Annotated in this window: 15 protein-coding genes; 10 read left to right on the forward strand and 5 right to left on the reverse strand. The window is 72.5% G+C overall.

Annotated features, from left to right (window positions below; all coding sequences use genetic code 11):
• Positions 1-66: 66 nt before the first annotated feature.
• The gene (locus JYK02_RS24910) at positions 67-1,812 is read right to left on the reverse strand and encodes a GTPase (protein WP_207054565.1); all 1,746 of its coding nucleotides are present in this window, start codon (positions 1,810-1,812) and stop codon (positions 67-69) included.
• Between the two features lie 110 nt (positions 1,813-1,922).
• On the opposite strand from JYK02_RS24910, the gene JYK02_RS24915 reads away from it, so the two are divergent.
• A complete protein-coding gene (locus JYK02_RS24915) occupies positions 1,923-3,302 on the forward strand; it encodes a thioredoxin family protein (RefSeq protein ID WP_207054567.1) in 1,380 nt (459 codons plus the stop codon).
• Between the two features lie 56 nt (positions 3,303-3,358).
• Here the strand turns inward: JYK02_RS24915 and JYK02_RS24920 are convergent, their stop codons facing one another.
• Both JYK02_RS24920 and JYK02_RS24925 read right to left on the reverse strand, forming a co-directional pair.
• Entirely contained in the window at positions 3,359-4,507 is a 1,149-nt protein-coding gene (locus JYK02_RS24920; RefSeq protein ID WP_207054569.1) for a metallophosphoesterase, read from the reverse strand.
• Positions 4,508-4,550: 43 nt separating this feature from the next.
• A complete protein-coding gene (locus tag JYK02_RS24925) occupies positions 4,551-5,678 on the reverse strand; it encodes a LuxR C-terminal-related transcriptional regulator (protein WP_207054571.1) in 1,128 nt (375 codons plus the stop codon).
• Positions 5,679-6,069: 391 nt separating this feature from the next.
• Here JYK02_RS24925 and JYK02_RS24930 point away from each other — a divergent pair, with 391 nt between their 5' ends.
• The 5 genes from JYK02_RS24930 to JYK02_RS24950 all read left to right on the forward strand — a co-directional run bounded on the left by JYK02_RS24930 (position 6,070) and on the right by JYK02_RS24950 (position 13,798).
• Positions 6,070-7,245 carry an amino acid deaminase/aldolase gene (locus JYK02_RS24930; protein ID WP_207054573.1) on the forward strand — a complete coding sequence of 392 codons (1,176 nt, stop codon included), beginning with the start codon at positions 6,070-6,072 and terminating at the stop codon, positions 7,243-7,245.
• 4 nt (positions 7,246-7,249) lie between these two features.
• Positions 7,250-8,596: a D-arabinono-1,4-lactone oxidase gene (locus JYK02_RS24935; RefSeq protein ID WP_207054575.1), complete on the forward strand. Its 1,347-nt coding sequence runs from the start codon at positions 7,250-7,252 to the stop codon at positions 8,594-8,596.
• Between the two features lie 126 nt (positions 8,597-8,722).
• Positions 8,723-9,688, forward strand: coding sequence for a hypothetical protein (locus JYK02_RS39880; protein ID WP_242588882.1), 966 nt, complete (start codon positions 8,723-8,725; stop codon positions 9,686-9,688).
• A complete protein-coding gene (locus tag JYK02_RS24945; RefSeq protein WP_207054577.1) occupies positions 9,685-12,549 on the forward strand; it encodes an Lnb N-terminal periplasmic domain-containing protein in 2,865 nt (954 codons plus the stop codon). The genes JYK02_RS39880 and JYK02_RS24945 overlap by 4 nt, the downstream gene beginning before the upstream one ends.
• Positions 12,550-13,306: 757 nt before the next feature.
• Entirely contained in the window at positions 13,307-13,798 is a 492-nt protein-coding gene (locus JYK02_RS24950; RefSeq protein WP_242588883.1) for a hypothetical protein, read from the forward strand.
• Between the two features lie 9 nt (positions 13,799-13,807).
• On the opposite strand, the gene JYK02_RS24955 is transcribed toward JYK02_RS24950, so the two are convergent.
• Complete coding sequence (locus tag JYK02_RS24955; protein ID WP_207054581.1) at positions 13,808-14,143, reverse strand: PilZ domain-containing protein; 336 nt, start codon at positions 14,141-14,143, stop codon at positions 13,808-13,810.
• A gap of 126 nt (positions 14,144-14,269) precedes the next feature.
• Between JYK02_RS24955 and JYK02_RS24960 the strand changes: the two genes are divergently transcribed.
• On the forward strand, positions 14,270-14,791 hold the full coding sequence (locus tag JYK02_RS24960; protein WP_207054582.1) for a GreA/GreB family elongation factor: 522 nt from the start codon (positions 14,270-14,272) through the stop codon (positions 14,789-14,791).
• A 9-nt stretch (positions 14,792-14,800) separates the two neighbouring features.
• Here the strand turns inward: JYK02_RS24960 and JYK02_RS24965 are convergent, their stop codons facing one another.
• The gene (locus JYK02_RS24965) at positions 14,801-15,517 is read right to left on the reverse strand and encodes a class I SAM-dependent methyltransferase (RefSeq protein WP_207054583.1); all 717 of its coding nucleotides are present in this window, start codon (positions 15,515-15,517) and stop codon (positions 14,801-14,803) included.
• Between the two features lie 125 nt (positions 15,518-15,642).
• On the opposite strand from JYK02_RS24965, the gene JYK02_RS24970 reads away from it, so the two are divergent.
• The 3 genes from JYK02_RS24970 to JYK02_RS24980 all read left to right on the forward strand — a co-directional run bounded on the left by JYK02_RS24970 (position 15,643) and on the right by JYK02_RS24980 (position 17,782).
• Complete coding sequence (locus JYK02_RS24970) at positions 15,643-16,128, forward strand: hypothetical protein (RefSeq protein WP_242588884.1); 486 nt, start codon at positions 15,643-15,645, stop codon at positions 16,126-16,128.
• Between the two features lie 140 nt (positions 16,129-16,268).
• Positions 16,269-16,994 (forward strand): SDR family oxidoreductase, encoded by a 726-nt coding sequence (locus JYK02_RS24975; protein ID WP_207054584.1) that lies wholly within the window; start codon positions 16,269-16,271, stop codon positions 16,992-16,994.
• Positions 16,991-17,782 carry a dihydroneopterin aldolase gene (locus JYK02_RS24980; RefSeq protein ID WP_347402569.1) on the forward strand — a complete coding sequence of 264 codons (792 nt, stop codon included), beginning with the start codon at positions 16,991-16,993 and terminating at the stop codon, positions 17,780-17,782. Before JYK02_RS24975 ends, JYK02_RS24980 begins: the two co-directional genes overlap by 4 nt.
• Positions 17,783-17,788 lie beyond the last annotated feature (6 nt).

A 17,788-nucleotide genomic window follows, 5' to 3' on the forward strand; every position in this document is an offset into this window, starting at 1 on the left:
CGGTGGCGACGAGGCACGAAGTCTTGCCTCCGTCCTGGAGGCGGGAGGCTGTCAGGAACCGGCCGCCTACTCCGCCGCCCGCCGCGCGGTCTCCAGGGTGGTCGCGGTGCGCAGCCATCCCTCCGCCTGGGCATCCAGGTGGGACAGCAGGCCCGCGAAGAAGCGCGCCTCCATGGCCTGCGCCAGCGTGGCCCCGTGTGAGTCCGCCCACTTGCGCGTCACCGTCGCGCGCACCTGGGCGCCCAGCAGGTCCACGAAGCGCTCCAGCAGCGGCGTGGACAGGAGCGTCCCCGCCCACACCACCGCGTCGTGGCCCAGGCCCCCCGTGGCCACCGTCACCACCGCCGCCGCACCGGACGGCACCGAGTACACCAGCGTGGTGAGCGCCTGGAGCAGCTCCTCGCGCATTCCGCCCTGGAGCTCGGTGCCCACCAGCTGGCGGCAGAAGTCATACAGCGTCGCCCGGTCCGCCGCGTGCGCGTGCAGCGCGTCCAGCTCCAGCGGCGCGTCCAGCCGGCCCAGCATCGCGGGCCCGAAGGCCTGCGCCAGCTTCTCGCGCGTCTCCGCGTCCCCGCGCCACGCGGCCACCTCCGGCGCGAAGGCATCCACCAGCCGGCGCAGCCCGTCCTTCAGCGAGTCATCCACCGCCTGCGAGGGCAGCGCTTCATGGGGCTTGGGCCCGGTGAAGGACTCGCGCACCTTGCGGCTCACGAACGTGAGCGCCGTGGCCAGCCCCCGGAACGGCAGGCGCACGAACCGGTGGAAGTTGCTGCGCGCATCCAGCTCGTCGCGGAACGCATCCACCAGCACGTCCGCGGGCACGGCCTTGAGCGCCGCCTGCGCGCCAATGCCTCGCAGGTCGTGCCGCAGCCGCTGTCTCAGCCGCTCCGGCTCGCGGGCCGCGCGCGTCGCCGCCCGGGCCACCGCGTCCAGCTCCGAGCGCGCATCCGACAGCGACGCCTCCAGCGCCCGCGCCTTCAATTCGCGCGCATGCTCCGCCTGTCCCAGCAGCGCGGCGAGCGGGGGGCGTCCATCCAGTGGCTCCGTGGCCAGCGGCTTCAGTCCCGCCTCCACGTCCGGCTGGTGCGGCGCCAGGTAGCGCGCGAGCGGCGGGTGGCCCACGTCCTGGGCCAGCTTGTCCAGGTGGCCGCGCGCCACGTCCTCGCGCGTGGCCTCGTTGTAGACGAGCAGGTACGGCTTGCCGTGGCCCACCGCCGCGCGCAGGAAGTCCACCAGCGCCGCGTTCTGGTACGTCTGCCGGCTCACCACGAACACCAGCACGTCCACCGTGACGAGCAGCGCCTCGGCCCGCTCGCGGTTGTCGCGGTACACGCTGTCGAAGTCCGGCGTGTCCATCACCAGGAGCCCGCGCGGCACCGCGTCCGACAGCACCAGATACAGCCGGCCCGCAGGCCCGGCCTCGTCCACGGGCGCCACCGTGCCGTCGGCCACCGGGACGATGTCGTAGCGCTGGGTGAGCACGTCCTTCAGCGCGCCGGTCCACGTCTCCGGGTTGGCCGCGGCCAGACACTGCTTGGTGAGGCCGCCCTCGGGGCGCGCGGGGGACAGGGACGCCTTCGCCAGCGAGTTGAAGAGCGTGGACTTCCCGACGTTGTTGGGCCCGGCGATGGCCACGAGGAGCAGCGGCACGTCGTCGGCGCCGGAGCCCAGGCGGGGCAGCAGGTCGCGGCGCAGGCGTTCGGCCAGGCGGCGGGCCAGGTCGGCGTCGGCGCCGTCGGGGAAGCGCTCGGAGGCGGGCAGGGCGTCCAGGGCGGACGCGAGGGCGGTGCGCAGGGCGCGAGGGTCCTTCATGGGCATAGGGGCCACGCGCAAGACACCACGCACGCCGCGCGGTGCCCAGCCTGGTGTGCGTACACTGTCCACCGGGGACACCCCCGGGGAGGCGCGGTAGGGTGCGCCGCATGCGCTCCCTCCTCGCCTGCCTGCTCCTGTCGGGGTCCATCGCCTGCACGGCTACGAACGCCAACGCGCCCGCGTCCGCGTCCGCCGAGTCCCATGCCGAAGGCCCGCTGCCCTTCATCCCGGACGACTACGCCCGCGCGCTCGCGGACGCGAAGGCGAAGGGCGTGCCCCTGTTCGTCGACACCTGGGCGCCGTGGTGTCACACCTGCCGCTCCATGCGTGCGTATGTCTTCACGGACAAGGCGCTGGCGAAGCACGCGGACCGCTTCGTGTGGCTGGAGCTGAACACCGACCTGACCCAGAACGCGACGTTCCAGGAGAAGTACCCGGTGGAGTTCTGGCCCACCTTCTTCATCATCGACCCGCGCGAGGAGAAGGCCCTGCTGCGCTTCGCTGGCAGCGCGACGGTGCCGCAACTGGAGCGCCTCTTCGAGGACGGCGAGCGCGCCTACCAGGGCGGTGCCACCGGTGCGGACGCGCTGCTCGCCCGGGGTGACGCGCTCTACGGCGAGCGCAAGCCGGCGGAGGCCGCGGAGGCCCTGTCGCTCGCGCTCGCGGAGGCTCCCGCGGACTGGTCCCGCCGGGGCCGCGCGCTGGAGTCGCTGCTGATGGCGCAGTACGGGGCGAAGCAGTACGTGCCCTGCGCTCAGAAGGCGGTGGCGGAGCTGCCCAACGTGCCGCGTTCGCTCAACCTGGCCAACAGCGTCCTCAACGGCCTGACCTGCGCGCTGGCCATCCCGGAGGGCACGCCCGAGGCCGTGGACCTGCGCCACGCGCTGGAGGCGAAGGCGCGCGACGTGCTGGCGCCGCCCGCCATCGACATGGAGGCGGATGACCGCTCCGGTCTGTACGAGGTGCTGGTGGAGGCGCGCAAGCAGGACAAGGACACGGCGGGCGCGAAGCAGGTGGCGCAGGAGTGGCTGACGTTCCTGGAGGGCGAGGCCGCGAAGGCGCCGAACCCCGAGGCGCGTACGGTGTTCGACTCGCACCGGATGCTCGCGGCGATGACGCTGGAGCAGCCGCAGCGGGCCATCCCCGCGCTGGAGCAGAGCGAGAAGGACCTGCCCCAGGACTACAACCCGCCCGCGCGGCTCGCGACGCTGTACCGCCTGTCGGGCCGGCTCGACGACGCGCTCGCCGCGAACGACCGGGCCCTGGCGCGCGTGCAGGGCGCGAGGCGGCTGTCCGTCCTCTCCGGCCGCGCGGACATCCAGGTCGCGCGCAAGGACACCGCGGGCGCGGTGAAGACGTTGGAGGAGGCGCTGACCTTCGCGAAGACGCTGCCCGCCGCGCAGGTGTCTCCGCGTCAGGTGGAATCGCTGGAGAAGAAGCTCGCCGGCCTCAAGAGCCCGGCCGCCGTCCCGGGCGCCGCGCCGTAGCTCAGGCGCATGCTCCTTCGCGCGTGCCGATGCCCGCGGCACGCGCGAAGGGTCCGCTACGGCATCAGCGGCACCGCGCGCCGCGCGTCCAGGTCGAACAGCTGGAAGTCCTCCGCGCGGCCCTCGCGCATGGCGCCATCCGTGAAGACCATCACCGCTTCACCCGGCCCCGTCACTGGCGGCGGACCGTGCGCGTAGTCCACGCGCGCCCCGTCCGTCACCAGGTGGCGCAGCACTCCGTCGCGCACGGGCCCGGGTGACACCAGCTCCCGCACCCGCTTGTCCCGCGTGTGGCCCACCACCTGGGACAACCCCAGCGGCAAGCGCCGGGGATCGAACCTGCGCCGGGGCGTCCCCCGCACGCGCTCCGCGTCCTCCGTGGACAGGCTGGGCCGCTGGTAGAAGATGCCCACGCCTTCGCCATCCTTCGCATTGCCCGGATGGTGCAACCCCGGCAGCACGAGCGGCCCGCCCTTCCACGCCGCCACCGCCCGGTCCATCACGCCGTTGAGCGCCTCCGCCACCGCGCGCGCATCCGCCCACCGCGAGGACTCAAGCCCCACGACCTCCAGGTCCTCACGTGTAACGCCCGCATGTAGCACCAGCAGCGAATCCCCGGCCGCATGCGCGACGCGGAACCTCCGCGCACGCAGCAGGTGCTCCACCCACGCACGCTGCTCCGCGGTCCAGGTGCTGAAGTCCCGCGCCGCCAGCTCCGCGCTCGGCAATCCGGGCCAGCGCCGGAGGAAGTCACGCTCCGCCGCCGCGTCGGTGTCATCCCCCGCGTAGACCCGGTCCGCCTCCACCCTCGCGGCGCGGAAGGTCTCATCCGTGAAGTCCGCCAGCTCCCCCACGCGTCCCAGGTCGTGGTTGCCCAGGAGCATCACGGCTTGATCCGCCGGATGCGACGCGAGCCACGCCACCAGCCGCAGCGCGCTCAGTGCCACGCGCTCGCGGTCGGCCGCGGGACCCCAGTCGAAGTAATCGCCCACGGATACCAGGCACACGTCCGGGCGCAGCCCTCCATCCCCGTCCAGCAGCCCATGCCGCGAGAGGATGGACAGCACCCGGTCGAAGTCCGCCTGCGGGTCCCCCATCGCCACGTGCACCGTGCGGCGCCGGCCATCCGCCTCCACCGCGTGCGGCCCCTTCGCCACCGCCGCGTCGGCGCGAGCCAGCGCCTTCCTCAAGAGCGCTTCGTCCATCCCTCCATCCTAGTCACGCTCCGGGCAGCGCCCACCGGAGCCTTCAGGACTGGAAGAAGCGCGAGATGAGCGCGGACCGGCTCTCCACCTGCGCCTTGTTCAACAGGTGCGTGACGTGCACCTCCACCGTGCGCTCGGCGCAGCCCAGGTGCAGGGCAATGGCCTTGTTCGTCTCCCCCTGCACCACGTGCTCCAGCACCTGCGCCTCACGCGCGGTGAGTCCCCAGCGCTGCGTCAGCACCGGCAGGCGCGACGTCGGATCCGTCGGCGGTCCGGGGTCCAGCACCAGGTAGTGGTCCGGCAGCCCCTGCGTGCGCAGCGGGCCGGAGGAGAACAACGGCCCCGTGCCCGGCGGGCTCCGCAGACACTCGCGCACCTGCGCCGCCAGCGCCTGCGAGTCCTGCTCCCAGCGCGCCTGGCCCGCCTTGTTCGCGTGCATCACCCGGCCGCTGAACGTGACGACCCACGCGGGCCGCCCCAGCACCTCCAGCGCCGCGCCCAGGGCCGGACCCAGCAGGCCCGCCTCGCGCAGCCGCCGGTCCATGGCCATGCGCCGCTGGATGGCGGGCGTCAGCGCCTGGAGCAGCCGCTGCTCCCGCTCCGTGAAGGGCTCGGAGCGGAAGGCGCCCACCCAGCCCAGCAGCATGTCGCCTTCGCACACCAGCACCCGCAGCTGCGCCAGGTGCTCCAATCCCAGACGCCGATAGAGATTCGAGGTGTTCCCGGCCAGTTGCACCCGGGCGTGCTCCCACTCCGCCTCGCTCAGGCCCAGCCGCTCCCATAACGGCCCCTCGCCCTCACCGGTGATGGGCAGGGCGCGCAGCGGCTCCGGCATGCCCAGCGGCGAGAAGCGCATCGCCCGGTTGCGCTGGGCCAGCGGCGGACGGGCAGGGTCGAAGTAGCCGAACCGGCTCCCCGCCGGCGGCAGCGAGGCGTCGAAGGCCTCCGTGAGGACCGAGGGCGGCTGCGGGAACCCCACGCCGTGCACGAAGGCCGTGTGGTAGCGGTCCGGGCCCACATCCACGCCGTAGGCCGCCGTCCGCTCCGCGCGCAGGGCGCCTCGGAGCGCGGCGAGGACCGCCGGCAGGGCCTCGGAGCCGGGCTCCAACCCCTCCAGCAGGCCCTCCAGCTCCTGCAAGAGGCGTTGGTCCTCGGAAATCAAATCAATCACGATTTACTTACTATAGCCGCTGGGGCCAATTGGAAGACTTGTGAGGTCGGGAGTGGAATCAGTGCTTCTGCCGCCTGTCCAGGTGGGAAGTGATTCCCAGCCCCCCGAGTCGTTTGCGACTCGCGTGATTTCCTCAATAGAAATGACTTTCGGCTGACGGCACCATGGCGTTCCGTGCCCTTCCGGGGGGGTGGGCCGACCCAGGAGTCGAAGAATCCGTGTGTGCGCGCGCCGGGCGTTCCCCCAGGAATGTCCGGCGCGCTGCCCCTTTTCCGACGCCTCCCACCCGCCTGTCCACCACCCCACGCGCCCGGTGCGGCCAGGCCCCCGGACTTGAGAGTGCGCGGCGATGATGCCGGCTCCCGCCATGCCCGCGCTCGGAGTGCCTGACATGCCGCGTGATTACGCCTACTACGCCCGGGCCCTGGAAGGACGGCGGCTGCCGCTGGCCTTCGCGGACCTGGACCTCCTGGAGGAGAACGCGGCGGCGCTGCTGCGGCGCGCGGGGGGCCTGCCGGTGCGGGTGGCCACGAAGTCGGTGCGGTGCGTCGCGCTGCTGCGGCGCGTGCTCGACGGGCATCCCGGCTTCCAGGGCCTCATGTGCTTCAGCGCCGACGAGGCCGTGCGCCTGCGCGAGCGCGGCTTTACCGACCTGCTCATGGGCTACCCCGTCGTGGATGCCGAGGCCCTGGCGGAGCTGTGCCGGCCGCCAGCGCCCGTGACGCTGATGGTGGACTCGGCCGAGCACGTGGCGCTCGCCGCCCGGGCGGCCCGCCGGCACGGGACGCGCGCGCCGCTGTGCCTGGACGTGGACCTGTCCGTGGACCTGCCGGGGCTGCGCTTCGGGGTGCACCGCTCGCCGGTGCGCTCGGCGGAGGACGCGCTGGCGGTGGCGAAGCGCATCGAAGCGGAAGGGGACGCCGTGTTCCTCGCGGGCGTCATGGGCTACGAGGCGCAGCTCGCGGGCGTGCCGGACGCCGCGCCGCACGCGGGGGCGAAGAACGTGGTCATCCGCGCGCTCAAGCGGGCTTCCGTGGGCCGCGTGCATGCGCGCAGGCAGGCGGTGGTGGCCGCGCTGAAGGCCGCGGGCTTCGCGCCGCGCTTCGTGAACGGTGGCGGCACCGGCAGCCTGGAGTCCACGCGCGAGGACGCGAGCGTCACGGAGCTGACCGCGGGCAGCGGCCTGTACTCGCCCGCGCTCTTCGACGGCTATCGCGGCTTCCAGCACCAGCCCGCGGTGGCGTTCGCCATCCCCGTCACGCGGCGCCCGGGGCCGGGCCTCTTCACGCTCCAGGGCGGCGGCTACGTGGCCTCCGGCTCGGCGGGCGTGGACAAGCTGCCCGTGCCCTACCTGCCCGAGGGCGCGAAGCTGCTCCCGCTGGAGGGCGCGGGCGAGGTGCAGACGCCCATCGCCTACACGGGCCCGGTGCCGCTGCCCCTGGGCGCGCCGGTGTTCTTCCGGCACGCGAAGGCGGGCGAGGTGTGCGAACACTTCCGCACGCTGCTGCTCATCTCCGGGGGCCGCGTCGTGGAAGAGGTTCCGACCTACCGGGGCGAATGGGGCTGACGGCATGACGACCGAGACGGCGAAGGCGAGGACGTGGCGCAACTGGTCCGGCGCGGTGGTGGCCCATCCGTCGGGCTTCCTCCGGCCGGAGTCGGTGGACGCGCTGAAGGCCGCGCTCCGCGACGCCAGCGCCCAGGCGCGCACCGTGCGCGTGGTGGGCAGCGGCCACTCGTTCCCGCCCCTGTGCGCCACGGATGAGACGATGGTGTCGCTCGAAGGGCTGCACGGCCTGGAGTCCGTGGACGCGGGCGCGCGCGAGGCTGTCGTATGGGCGGGCACGAACCTGCGCGAGCTGGGGACGCTGCTCGCGTCGCACGGCCTGGCGATGGAGAACCTGGGCGACATCAACAAGCAGTCGCTGGGCGGCGCGCTGGGCACGGGCACGCACGGGACGGGCATGGGGCTGGGCATCCTCTCCACGCAGGCGGCGGCGATGACGCTCGTCACGGCGGGCGGGGACGAGGTGACGTGCTCGGAGGACGCGTCGCCGGAGCTGCTCCAGGCCGCGCGCGTGTCGCTGGGCGCGCTGGGCGTGATGACGCGGGTGCGGCTGCGGCTGTTGCCCGCGTACCGGCTGCGGCTGACGCGGCGGAACCTGGGGCTGGAGGAGTGCCTCGCGGGGCTGGATGAGGCGCGCGCGCGCCACCGGCACTACGAGTTCTTCTGGTTCCCGCACTCCGACCGGGTGATGACGAAGGCGATGGACCTCACGGACGAGCCCCCGCACGGCGTGGGCGTGGGGCGCTGGTTCAGCGAGATGGTGATGGAGAACGCCGTCTTCGGCGCGGTGAGCCGGGCGTGCCGGATGCGGCCCGCGCTGTGCGCCCCCGTGAGCCGCCTGTCCGCGAAGCTGGCGTCGGAGGGCGTGCTGGCGGGGCAGAGCCACACGCTGTTCGCCACGCCGCGTCTCGTGCGCTTCCAGGAGATGGAATACGCGGTGCCGGTGGAGCGCGGGCCTGACTGCCTGCGTGAGCTGTCTCAATACATCACGCGGGAACAACTGCCGGTGCACTTCCCGGTGGAGTACCGCTTCGTGCGCGGGGACGACGTCTTCCTCAGCCCGGCGCATGGCGGCGACCGCGCGTTCATCGCGGTGCATCAGTACCAGGGCATGCCGCTGGAGCCCTACTTCTCGGGCGCGGAGGCCATCTTCCGCAACCACGGGGGCCGGCCGCACTGGGGCAAGCTGCACACCCAGACGGCCGCGACACTGAAACATCTGTATCCCCGCTGGGACGACTTCCAGCGCGTGCGCGAGCAACTGGACCCGGAGGGACGCTTCCTCAATCCCTATCTGCGACGTCTCTTCCTGGAGGGGGGCGCGAAGTCCGCGACGCACCCCCGGGCGTGATTTTCGCGCCGTGTCGCGTCAGACGATCCATCAAGTTATCGAAATCGCACCATTCGACGCCCGGCATGCGGTTGGCTAGGGCACTCGCTGGCGCCAGGCCCGGTGGCGCCCTTTCGAGGGGGATGGATGCGGACGAAGTCTTCGTGGAAGCGCGTGGTGACGGCGTCGATGCTGGTGCTCTCCGTGGGGTGCCGCACGCCGTCCGCGGGCTTGAGGGCCGCGGGCGCGTCGGACTCGGGCAACTCCTCGGACTCGGGCAACTCCAGCCAGGGCGACTCCAGCCAGTCGGGCTCGGGCGACTCCAGCGGTGAGGACTCCAGCCGGTCGGGCTCGGGCAACTCGAGCCAGGGTGACTCCAGCAAGTCGGACTCGGGCAACTCCAGCGGTGGGGCCTCCAGCCGGTCGGGCACCAACGGCTCCAGCGACGAAGGCTCCAGCGAGTCGGGCTCGAGTGAATCCAGCGACTCGGACTCGGGCAACTCCAGCCAGGGGGATTCGAGCGAGTCGCACTCGAGTGACTCCTCCGGCTCCAGCGACCACAGCTCCGACTCCAGCGACAACAGCAACGCGGGCACCAGCGAGTCGAACCAGGTGGACCAGGGCGACGACTCGCGCACGCGCAGCGAGAGCAGCAACGGCCGCGAGAATCAGCTCCTGTCCACGGCCACGGTGGCGCTGACGGTGATGGGCCTGGGCATCATCATCTGGCAGTCGTACGAGCGCGCCGCGCGGCGCAAGGCGAAGCAGCCTTCACCCAAGGAGGTGGGGCACGCGGCCCAGGTGTACCTGCGCGCCCGCACGCACCAGCTCCGGGAGGACCTGGCGCTGGGCGCGGGCCCCACGGTGGACGACCTGGCGCAGGCGGCGCGCATCCGCCGTGAGAACCTGGACGTGTTCGGCAAGCTGCTGCGCACGCACCGCCTGGAGCTGCTGAAGATGGCGGACGCGAAACAGCTCACGCCCGAGCGTGCCCGCGCATGGCTGGAGCGCGTGGGCGAACTGGCACGCACCGAGCCTCGGCTCGAGGAGGACCGGCAGGCCTTCCTCCTGGAACAGGAAGGGGCGACCCGCGCGGCCGAGGCCCATCCTTGAGGCCCCGCACAGCCTGGCTGGGATGGCTCACGGTGCTGCTGTTGCCCGTGGGCATGCGGGCGCATGCGCGGGAGGCCCCGGGCCACCTCGCGGTGCCCGCGTTCCTGGACGACACGTTCATGGACGTCGCCCTGGCCTCACGGGTCGCGGCGCTGGAGGCCACGGCGGGCATCGTCCTGCGCGGCGCGGCGGCGCACGATGCCGCGCTGGTCTCGGACGTGGAGGCGGGCCTCGCCGCCCTGCCTCCCGCGATGCGCCGTCCGCCGGGAGGCCGGTTGGAGCTCGTGCTGCATCCGGAGCCCGCGCCCCTGGGGCTCGGTGACGGCACGAAGGCCCGTCCTGACTGGACGGAGCCGCGCGAGCAGTTCCACCTCTACCGCTACGCCCCTTCCGGGGAGCGCCGGGCCACGCTGCGCCTGTCGCGCCTCACCGACGCGGAGGCCGAACACCTGTGGCGCCGCCGCGCCGTGGTGCACGCCGTGATGCAGCGCTGGGACGACGCGCGCGGCTGGAGCAGGCGTCCCCAGTGGCGCAGGCTGGACGGGTGGCTGCTCCCCTTCGAGCGTCCCCTCACGTGGAAGGAGTCCGCGAGCATCTCCTACGCGGGCGCCTTCAGCCGCGCCCGGGGGCAGGTCAGCGCGTCGCTGGACCTGGTCACGTTCGCGGAGGAGCTGTTCGTCCCCGTGGAGTCGCTGCGCCCGGACGCGCTGCCCGGGGATGATCAGGTCCGCTGCCAGGAACTCTCCAAGACGCGGGCCGTGTCGGAGTTCCTCGCGGAGGCGCGCCTGGGCACGCTGCCCGCGCGGGGCGACTGTCCGGCCTTCGACGCGTGGGCGGAAGCGGACGCGCTCTCCCACCTGGAGGTCCTGCTCGTCGCGGCCACGGGCCGGCAACCCCAGTCCCTCTTCGGCCACATCCTCCTGCGCCCGGTCTGGCGCGAAGGCGCCACGGTGCAGGGGCCCGGCTTCGAGCGCGTCGTGCAACTGGTGGCCCTCACCGGCATGGAGGAGAAGGGCCTGGGCTACCTGATGAAGGGAATGACGGGCGGCTACAGCACCGTCTTCCTCACGGGCACCCTGGGCGACATCACCCACGAGTCGCTGGAACTGGAGCAGCGCACCATCCGCCGCTTCCGGCTGAACCTCACGCCCGGCGAATCCCAGCGCATGCTGGAGCGCATCTGGGAACTCGAGCGCCGTGGCTACCTGGGCTACTACTTCTTCACCGACAACTGCGCCGCCGCGCTCCTCTTCCTCCTCAACGGCTCGCTGGAGAACGGCCGTCACGTGAGCGCCCCCGGCACGCTGTGGGTCCTGCCCACCGCCACGCTGGACACGCTGGCGAAGACGAACGTCATGGACGCGGGCGGGCGCACCGTGCCGCTGCTGGAGCACGTCCCGGACGCCTTCGAGTCCACGGGAGATCGCGCCCGGCGCGCGCTCGTGGAACAGGAGCGGCTGCTCACGAAGCTGGCGGCCCTGCTCCCGTCCAACGCCCTCGCGCCGCTGCACCTCGTGCACCGCCGCCTCCAGTCCCCCGAGCCCGACGTCCGCCGTCAGGCCTACGGACTCCTGCCCCGCGCCGTGGCGACCGCGCTCGACGCGGCCCTCCAGTCCCAGCGCAACGAGGCCCGGGACGCCCTGCACGCCTATGTGGCGCACGCGGTGCGGGTGGAGCGCGCGGCGGTGGATCAGGCCGAGGCGGAGAAGCTCGACATCGAACGCAACCGCCTCATCGCCGTCGACCTGAAGGAGGAGGGTGGCGCCGCCCAGGGTGTGAAGGAGCGGCAACAGCTCTTCGAGCGCGAGGACGCCATGCAGCGCAAGCTCGCGGTGCTCGACCGCACGGCCCTGCTCCAGCAGGCCCTGGACACCGCCACCAAGCGTCTGCCCACGCCGGACGAGCTCAAGACCCTGGTCCGTGTCGAGCACACCGAGGCCGCCTTCGCCGCCGCCACCGACGCGCAGGGCACGCTCAACGACGGGCCGCTCGCGGACGTGGATCCGCGCGCCTTCCTGGCGCGGGACCATCAGCAGAAGACCGAAGCGGAGGCCACCTGGGCCCGGGGCGCGCTGCGGGAATCCGGCGCGGCCCGCACGGTGGTCAGCGGCGGCGTGGACTTCCCGGAGGTGGGCGCCGCACGGCCCGTGGTGAGCCTGCGCACCTCCGCGATGAACGAGACCCTGGGCGACGCGCGCCTGCACGGCTTCCAGTCCAGCAGCGAGCTGCGCGTGCTGGACGGAGAGTTGTCGGTGGAGCCTCGCTGGGGCGTGCCGCGCATCCTCGGCTCGCGGCTGACGCTGGTGGGCTATCGCACGCTGATGCCGGAGTTGCCCCAGCAGCAGCGGTCGTTCTCCGACTCACTGGGCTGGGGCGCGGAGGCGAAGATGTCCACGGACATCGGCCGTCCGCTGCCCTACCGCGCGTCGGTGCAGGCGGAGGCGCTGGGCGTCGTGGCGGCCTCGGAGCGCTTCGACACCTTCCTCGCGGTGGGGCTGGGCGCCCAGGCCACGATGGCCTGGAGCCCCCTTGAAACAGTCCCGGCCGTCGGCCCCCGTCTGTCATTGGCCCATCGCATGGGCCTCCCCGGTCCGGGCAGCAGCGCGCTGCGCCTGGAGGCCACGTACGTGCCCGCGTGGCGCGCGGGCCTCACGCCGGGCTTCACGCACGAGGCGGACGCGACGCTCCAGGTGGAGTGGTACCTGGGGCGCGTCGCGCGCTGGAGCGTGCTGCTCACTCCCCGCGCACAGGTCCACTGGGAGGGGACACTCGCGTCGTGGGCAGGTCCCGGGAGAAGTCTCGCGAGCCTTCCGGAAGGGCGGGCGCGACATCGCCTTGCGCTAGGAGTGGAGCTCCGCTGACGCGGTTGTTGAAGACGGCGCGCGTCTCACCGGTGAACAGCGGGCGGCTGGCCGCGCCCGCGAGCGCGCCGATGAACAGGCCGATGGCGTGCAGCATCGTCCAGTTGAACCAGCCCAGGCCGTAGAAGATGCGCACGCCGCCCACGCTGAAGACGTTGAAGAGCACGTAGAGCGCGGCGGGCACCGTCACCGCGGCGACGAGCGCGGCGCCCAGGGCGCGGCGGGGCCGTCCCGCGTGGAAGCCGCCGAAGGTGCCGGCCAGCAGGCCGTTGAACAGCGGGATGAAGAACGTGACGGCGCTGATCATCACCATCGTGAACGCGCTCACGTCGAACCGGTTGTGCTTCAAATCGAAGTGGCTCTCCTCCACGCGCACGTCGGCCGGGAGGACCGAGTGCTCCAGTTGCTCGTCCCGCAGGTGCAGGCGGTGTCTCGAATTGGTGAGGCGATCCGAGTCCGCCGTATCCGTATAGGTCTCATCCATGGAGCATTGGCCTCCGTGCGGGCGGGGGAAGGACGGTGCCCGGACACACCTTGGGAGATGGTGCTGGAAGCGGGCGGGTGGAAGGGCTGACGGCTCCACCGGTCCCCCAGAAGGAGGGCGCCCGCCGTGCCTGCCCGCCGGGAATTTTCGCGACCCGGCGTGGGGGCGGATGCCGTACGCGGGGGCCGTGACGCACCGGAGACTTGGCGTCTGGTGGCTGGCGGCTATGCTGCCGCGCCTCCGCCGTACCGCTTCCCAGCCTGGATGGATTCCATGAGCCTTCGCCGCAACCTGCTGACCGTCGCCGTCCTCTCTTCCGCGCTGCTGTCCGCCTGCGCGCTGCGCCCGCGCTACAACGACATCATCCAGGCGAACGGCTCCACCGCGCTCCAGGAGAACCAGCTCGTCGTGCTGCGCGTGACGGACGCCGCCACGGGCAAGCCGGTGAAGGGCGCCAAGGTGCTCGGCGGCGAGTACCGCAACCACCTCAACGCCACCAGCGACGAGAACGGCGAGGTCTCCCTCAAGCTCGACCCGGGCCTCGTGAAGGAGAACCCGCTCGTGGAGGTCGTGCTGCCCAAGGGCGTGCGCCGCTACAAGCTCCAGCTGGTGCCCTCCGGCCAGGCTCCCGCCCCGGAAGGCGAGCCCATCACCACCCCCGCCGCGGAGCCGTCCACCCCGACGCAGCCGTCCACCCAGTCCACGACGCCGGGCGCTCCGTCGGAGACGCCGGTCCCGGCGAGCCCCGACACGACGACGAAGTAGGTCCGGCCGTCAGGTGAACCAGCGGATCAGGCGCCTGCCCTGCAAGCGCCTGAACGCGCCCAGCCGCCGCTGGAAGTCCCCGTCGATGCTGACGAAGCGCACGCCACAGCGTCCCCGCGTGCGCTCCCCGGCGGAGCGGCGGGCCCACATGACCTGGGCCTGGAAGGGGACTTCCTCATCCCCCAGCAGCAACGCGCCTTCCAGGAGATCGCCCGCCTTCATCGGCTGGAGCATCTCCGCGCAGAAACCGCCTTCCGACACATCCCGCGTGTAGAGCGGCAGCATGCCGCGCAGACGGACGGTCAGGCGATGCTCGAAACGGGGCACGGCTCGGGGGAGGTGCATGGTCCAGATTCTGACGGATTCCGTTTGCGCAGTAAAATTGCGCCAATAAGAAGCGGGCGGGCGGGCGGACTGGCCGTGCAAATCCCGGGAAACGTTGAGAAATCTCCTGGGAGGAGGGAGCGGCCCATGTCGAAGGCCTTCACCAAGGAAGACGGAAGCGGCGACGAGGGGCTCACCCCGGCGCGTCCCCGGTCGACGTCGGCGGAGCAGCGCTACATCACGCCGGAGGGCTACCGCGCGCTCCAGGAGGAGCTCCTGGAGCTGCAGGGCCCCGCGCCCCGGGACTGGCCGGAGCTGGAGGCGGGCGTGCGCAAGCGCGAGCGGGAGCGCCGGGCGCGCGAGCTCACCGCCATCCTGGAGGACGTGCGCGTGGTGTCGCCGGATCCGTCGCAGGCGGGCCGCGTCTTCTTCGGCGCGTGGGTGGTGCTGGAGGACGAGGAGGGCACCCAGATGCGCTATCGCATCGTCGGCCCGGATGAGGCGGACGTGAAGGCGGGGCGGCTGAGCGTGGAGTCCCCGCTGGCGCGTGCGCTCCTGGGCAAGGAGGCCGGCGAGGTCGTGCAGGTGGAGCGTCCGCGCGGCCCGGTGGAGTACGAGCTCCTCGCGGTGGAGTACGCGCAGTCCGAAGACAGCGCGGCCGCGCCATAGCGGGCCGCTTCAGCGCTTCGTGGCGATGACGGTGACGAGCCGGCCGAAGGGCTCCGGCATGTCGCCCTCGCGCACCTCCACGTCGAACCCCGCCGCCTCCAGCAGGACGCGCGCGCGGGGCACGAGGAACGTCAGGTAGTACATGACGAACGGCGGCTTCCAGAGCGCGTTGCGCACGCGCATGGCGGCGTTGAAGCCCTTCGCCACCCAGTAGCCGGGGTTGAGCGCGGACGGCGGCTGCGCGGTGACGAACACGAAGCGGCCGCCCGGCTTCAGTGCCCGCGCGATGCCCGCGACGAGGCGCGGCTCGTCCTCCTCCAGGATGTGCCCGAAGGCGCCGAAGCTGGTCACCAGGTCGAACGCCGCGTCGAAGGGCAGCGCCAGCGCGTCGCCGCGCACGAACTCGAGCGCCGCGGTGCCCGGCGCGTCCGCGAGCCTGCGTTGCGCCTCGTCCAGCATGCCCTGGCTCAGGTCGAACCCGACGACGCGCTCGCGGCACAGCGGGCGCAGCACGCGCATCGCGGCGCCGGTGCCGCAGCACACGTCCAGCGCGCTGGCGATGCTGCCTTCAGGGCCCACGTGCGCGAGCGCGGCCTGGAGCACCGGATCCGGCGTGCGGAACGGCGTGTGCTCGAACTTGGGCGCGAGCAGGTCGTAGCCCTCCTCGACGGAGGTGAGGGCCTGCCGTGCGAGCTCGCGGAGGGTGGGGCCATCGCGGTGGAACATGGGATGAGGTGTACCCACATCTCCCCGCCCCCGCCACCGGGGTTCGAGACGACCCGACGGGATTTGAATGTTCCGGCGGGGCCCCCGTCAGTCAGGACAAGCAACTCGGACGGAGGATGGAAGACATGGCTTTCAAGCTCGGACTCGCGACCCTGGCCTTCGGTGCACTGCTGCTCGGTTCCTCCACGTCGATGGCGGCGGACTGGCGCGGGCCCACGAAGGCGGATGCGCGCTGGGGCGGCCAGGATGGGTACCGCGGCGGCTGGGAGGCGCCCCGGGACCAAGCGTTCCGCTACGTGGATGACGACGCGAAGACCCGTCGCTTCATGGGCTGCCGCGGCCCGAACTGCAACTACGGTCCCATGCCCCGTCCGGTGGACTCGCGCGGCCGCTACGAGCTGCAGACGGTGGAGCGCTGGGTGCCGGAGCGCTACGAGCAGGTCTGGGTCCCCGAGCAGTGCGTGTCCCGTGGCCGCCGCGGCCGCCACGTGCGCTGCACGCCGGGCTACTACGACCAGCGCTATGTGCCGGGCGGCTACCAGGCGGTGACGGAGTGGGTCTGGGTGCCGTACGCCGGGCGCCGCTGGCAGACGGTGGTCTACTACCCGTAGCGAGGACCTTGAAGGACTGACGCGACGGACGACGCAGAGGGGAAGCAGGGGACGCGCGGGGCGGTGCCTGGAGAGGGGGTTCTCCGGGTGTCGCCCCGCGGTGTTTTTCCGCGGGCGGGCCTGTTAGTCAGGGCCCGCATATGGGGACCGCATTCATCACGGGCGCGGGCGTGCGCGTTGGCAGCGCGGTGGCGCGCGCGCTGGGCCGCGCCGGCTACGACCTGGCGCTTCACGCGAACCGCTCCATGGAGCCGCTGGAGGCCCTGGCGCAAGAGCAGCGCGCGCTGGGCCGCGACGTCACGCTGTACAGCGGAGACCTCTCCGACGCACAGGCCGTGGACGCGCTGGGCGCCCGGGTGCGGGAGGCGCACCCCGCGCTGGACGTGGTGGTCCACAACGCGGGGCTCTACGAACGCGTGGACTTCGCCGACGTGACGCGCGAGCAGTACCGCCGCATGCTCGCCGTGAACGTGGACGCGCCGTTCTTCCTCACGCAGGCGCTGCTGCCGTCGCTGCGCGCGGGGAAGGACCCGCTGGTGGTGCACCTCACGGACATCGGCGGGGAGCGGGCGGTGAGCCACTACGCGCACTACTCGGTGAGCAAGGCGGGGCTCGTGATGCTGACGCGCGCGCTGGCGGTGGAGCTGGCGCCGCACGTGCGCGTCAACGCCATCTCCCCGGGCGTGGTGGCCTTCCCGGAGCACTTCGACGAAGCGGCGCGCCAGGAGGTGCTCCAGCGCGTGCCCATGGGCCGCGAGGGCAGCGTGGAGGACGTGGCGCGCACGGTGCTGTTCCTCGCGCGCGAGGCGCCGTATCTCACCGGGCAGGTCATCGCCCTGGACGGCGGAAGGAGCGCCCAGCTGTGAGCCAGGAACCCGTGTGGATCCACCCCGTGGTGAACGACGCGCAGGGCCGCCCGCTGGACGTGATGGAGCTGCGCGGGCTCACGGTGGACGTCATCGTGGGCGTCTACAACCGCGAGCGCGTGACGCCGCAGCCGCTGCGCCTGGACGTGGCGCTCTTCCTGGACGCGCGGCAGGCGGCGGTGGGCGGGAGGCTGGCGAACACCGTGCACTACGGACGGCTGGCCGGAGAGCTGCGCTTCCTCCTGGATGCGTGCCGCTTCGAGCTGCTGGAGTCCGCGGCGGAGGCGGTGTGCCGCTACCTGCTGGCGCCGCCCACGGACGCCGCGCCGCACGCGCACCTGTACGCCGCCACGGTGCGGGTCACCAAGCCGGAGGCGCTGACGGGGTGGGCCATCCCGTCGCTCCAGGTGCACCGCACCTCCGAGGAGATGGTGTACCGGACGGAGGCGAAGGACTTCGGCCACGTGGACGTCATCCACGAGGGGGCGACCTACGGCGTGTACCGGCTGCGGGTGGCGCCGGGGCGCGGCATCCCCCCGCGAGCGGACGGGCACACGGAGGGCATGGAGCTGGTGCTGGGCGCGGGGATGCTCCTGCGCGGGCAGCCGGTGGGGCGGGGGCTGGCGTTCCCGGGGCCGGGCGTCTTCGGGCACCGCTACGACAACCCGACGGCCACGGAGCAGACGGTGCTGGGGGTATACCGGCCCCGGCTGGTGCTGTCGGAAGAGGAGGCCGTCGGGAGCGCCGAGCCCCTGGAGCCGGGCACGCTGTACTACCTGCCCGAGTAGAACCCG

It is taken from the genome of Corallococcus macrosporus (genome assembly GCF_017302985.1).
In the GTDB taxonomy this organism is placed as follows: Bacteria; Myxococcota; Myxococcia; order Myxococcales; family Myxococcaceae; genus Corallococcus; species Corallococcus macrosporus_A.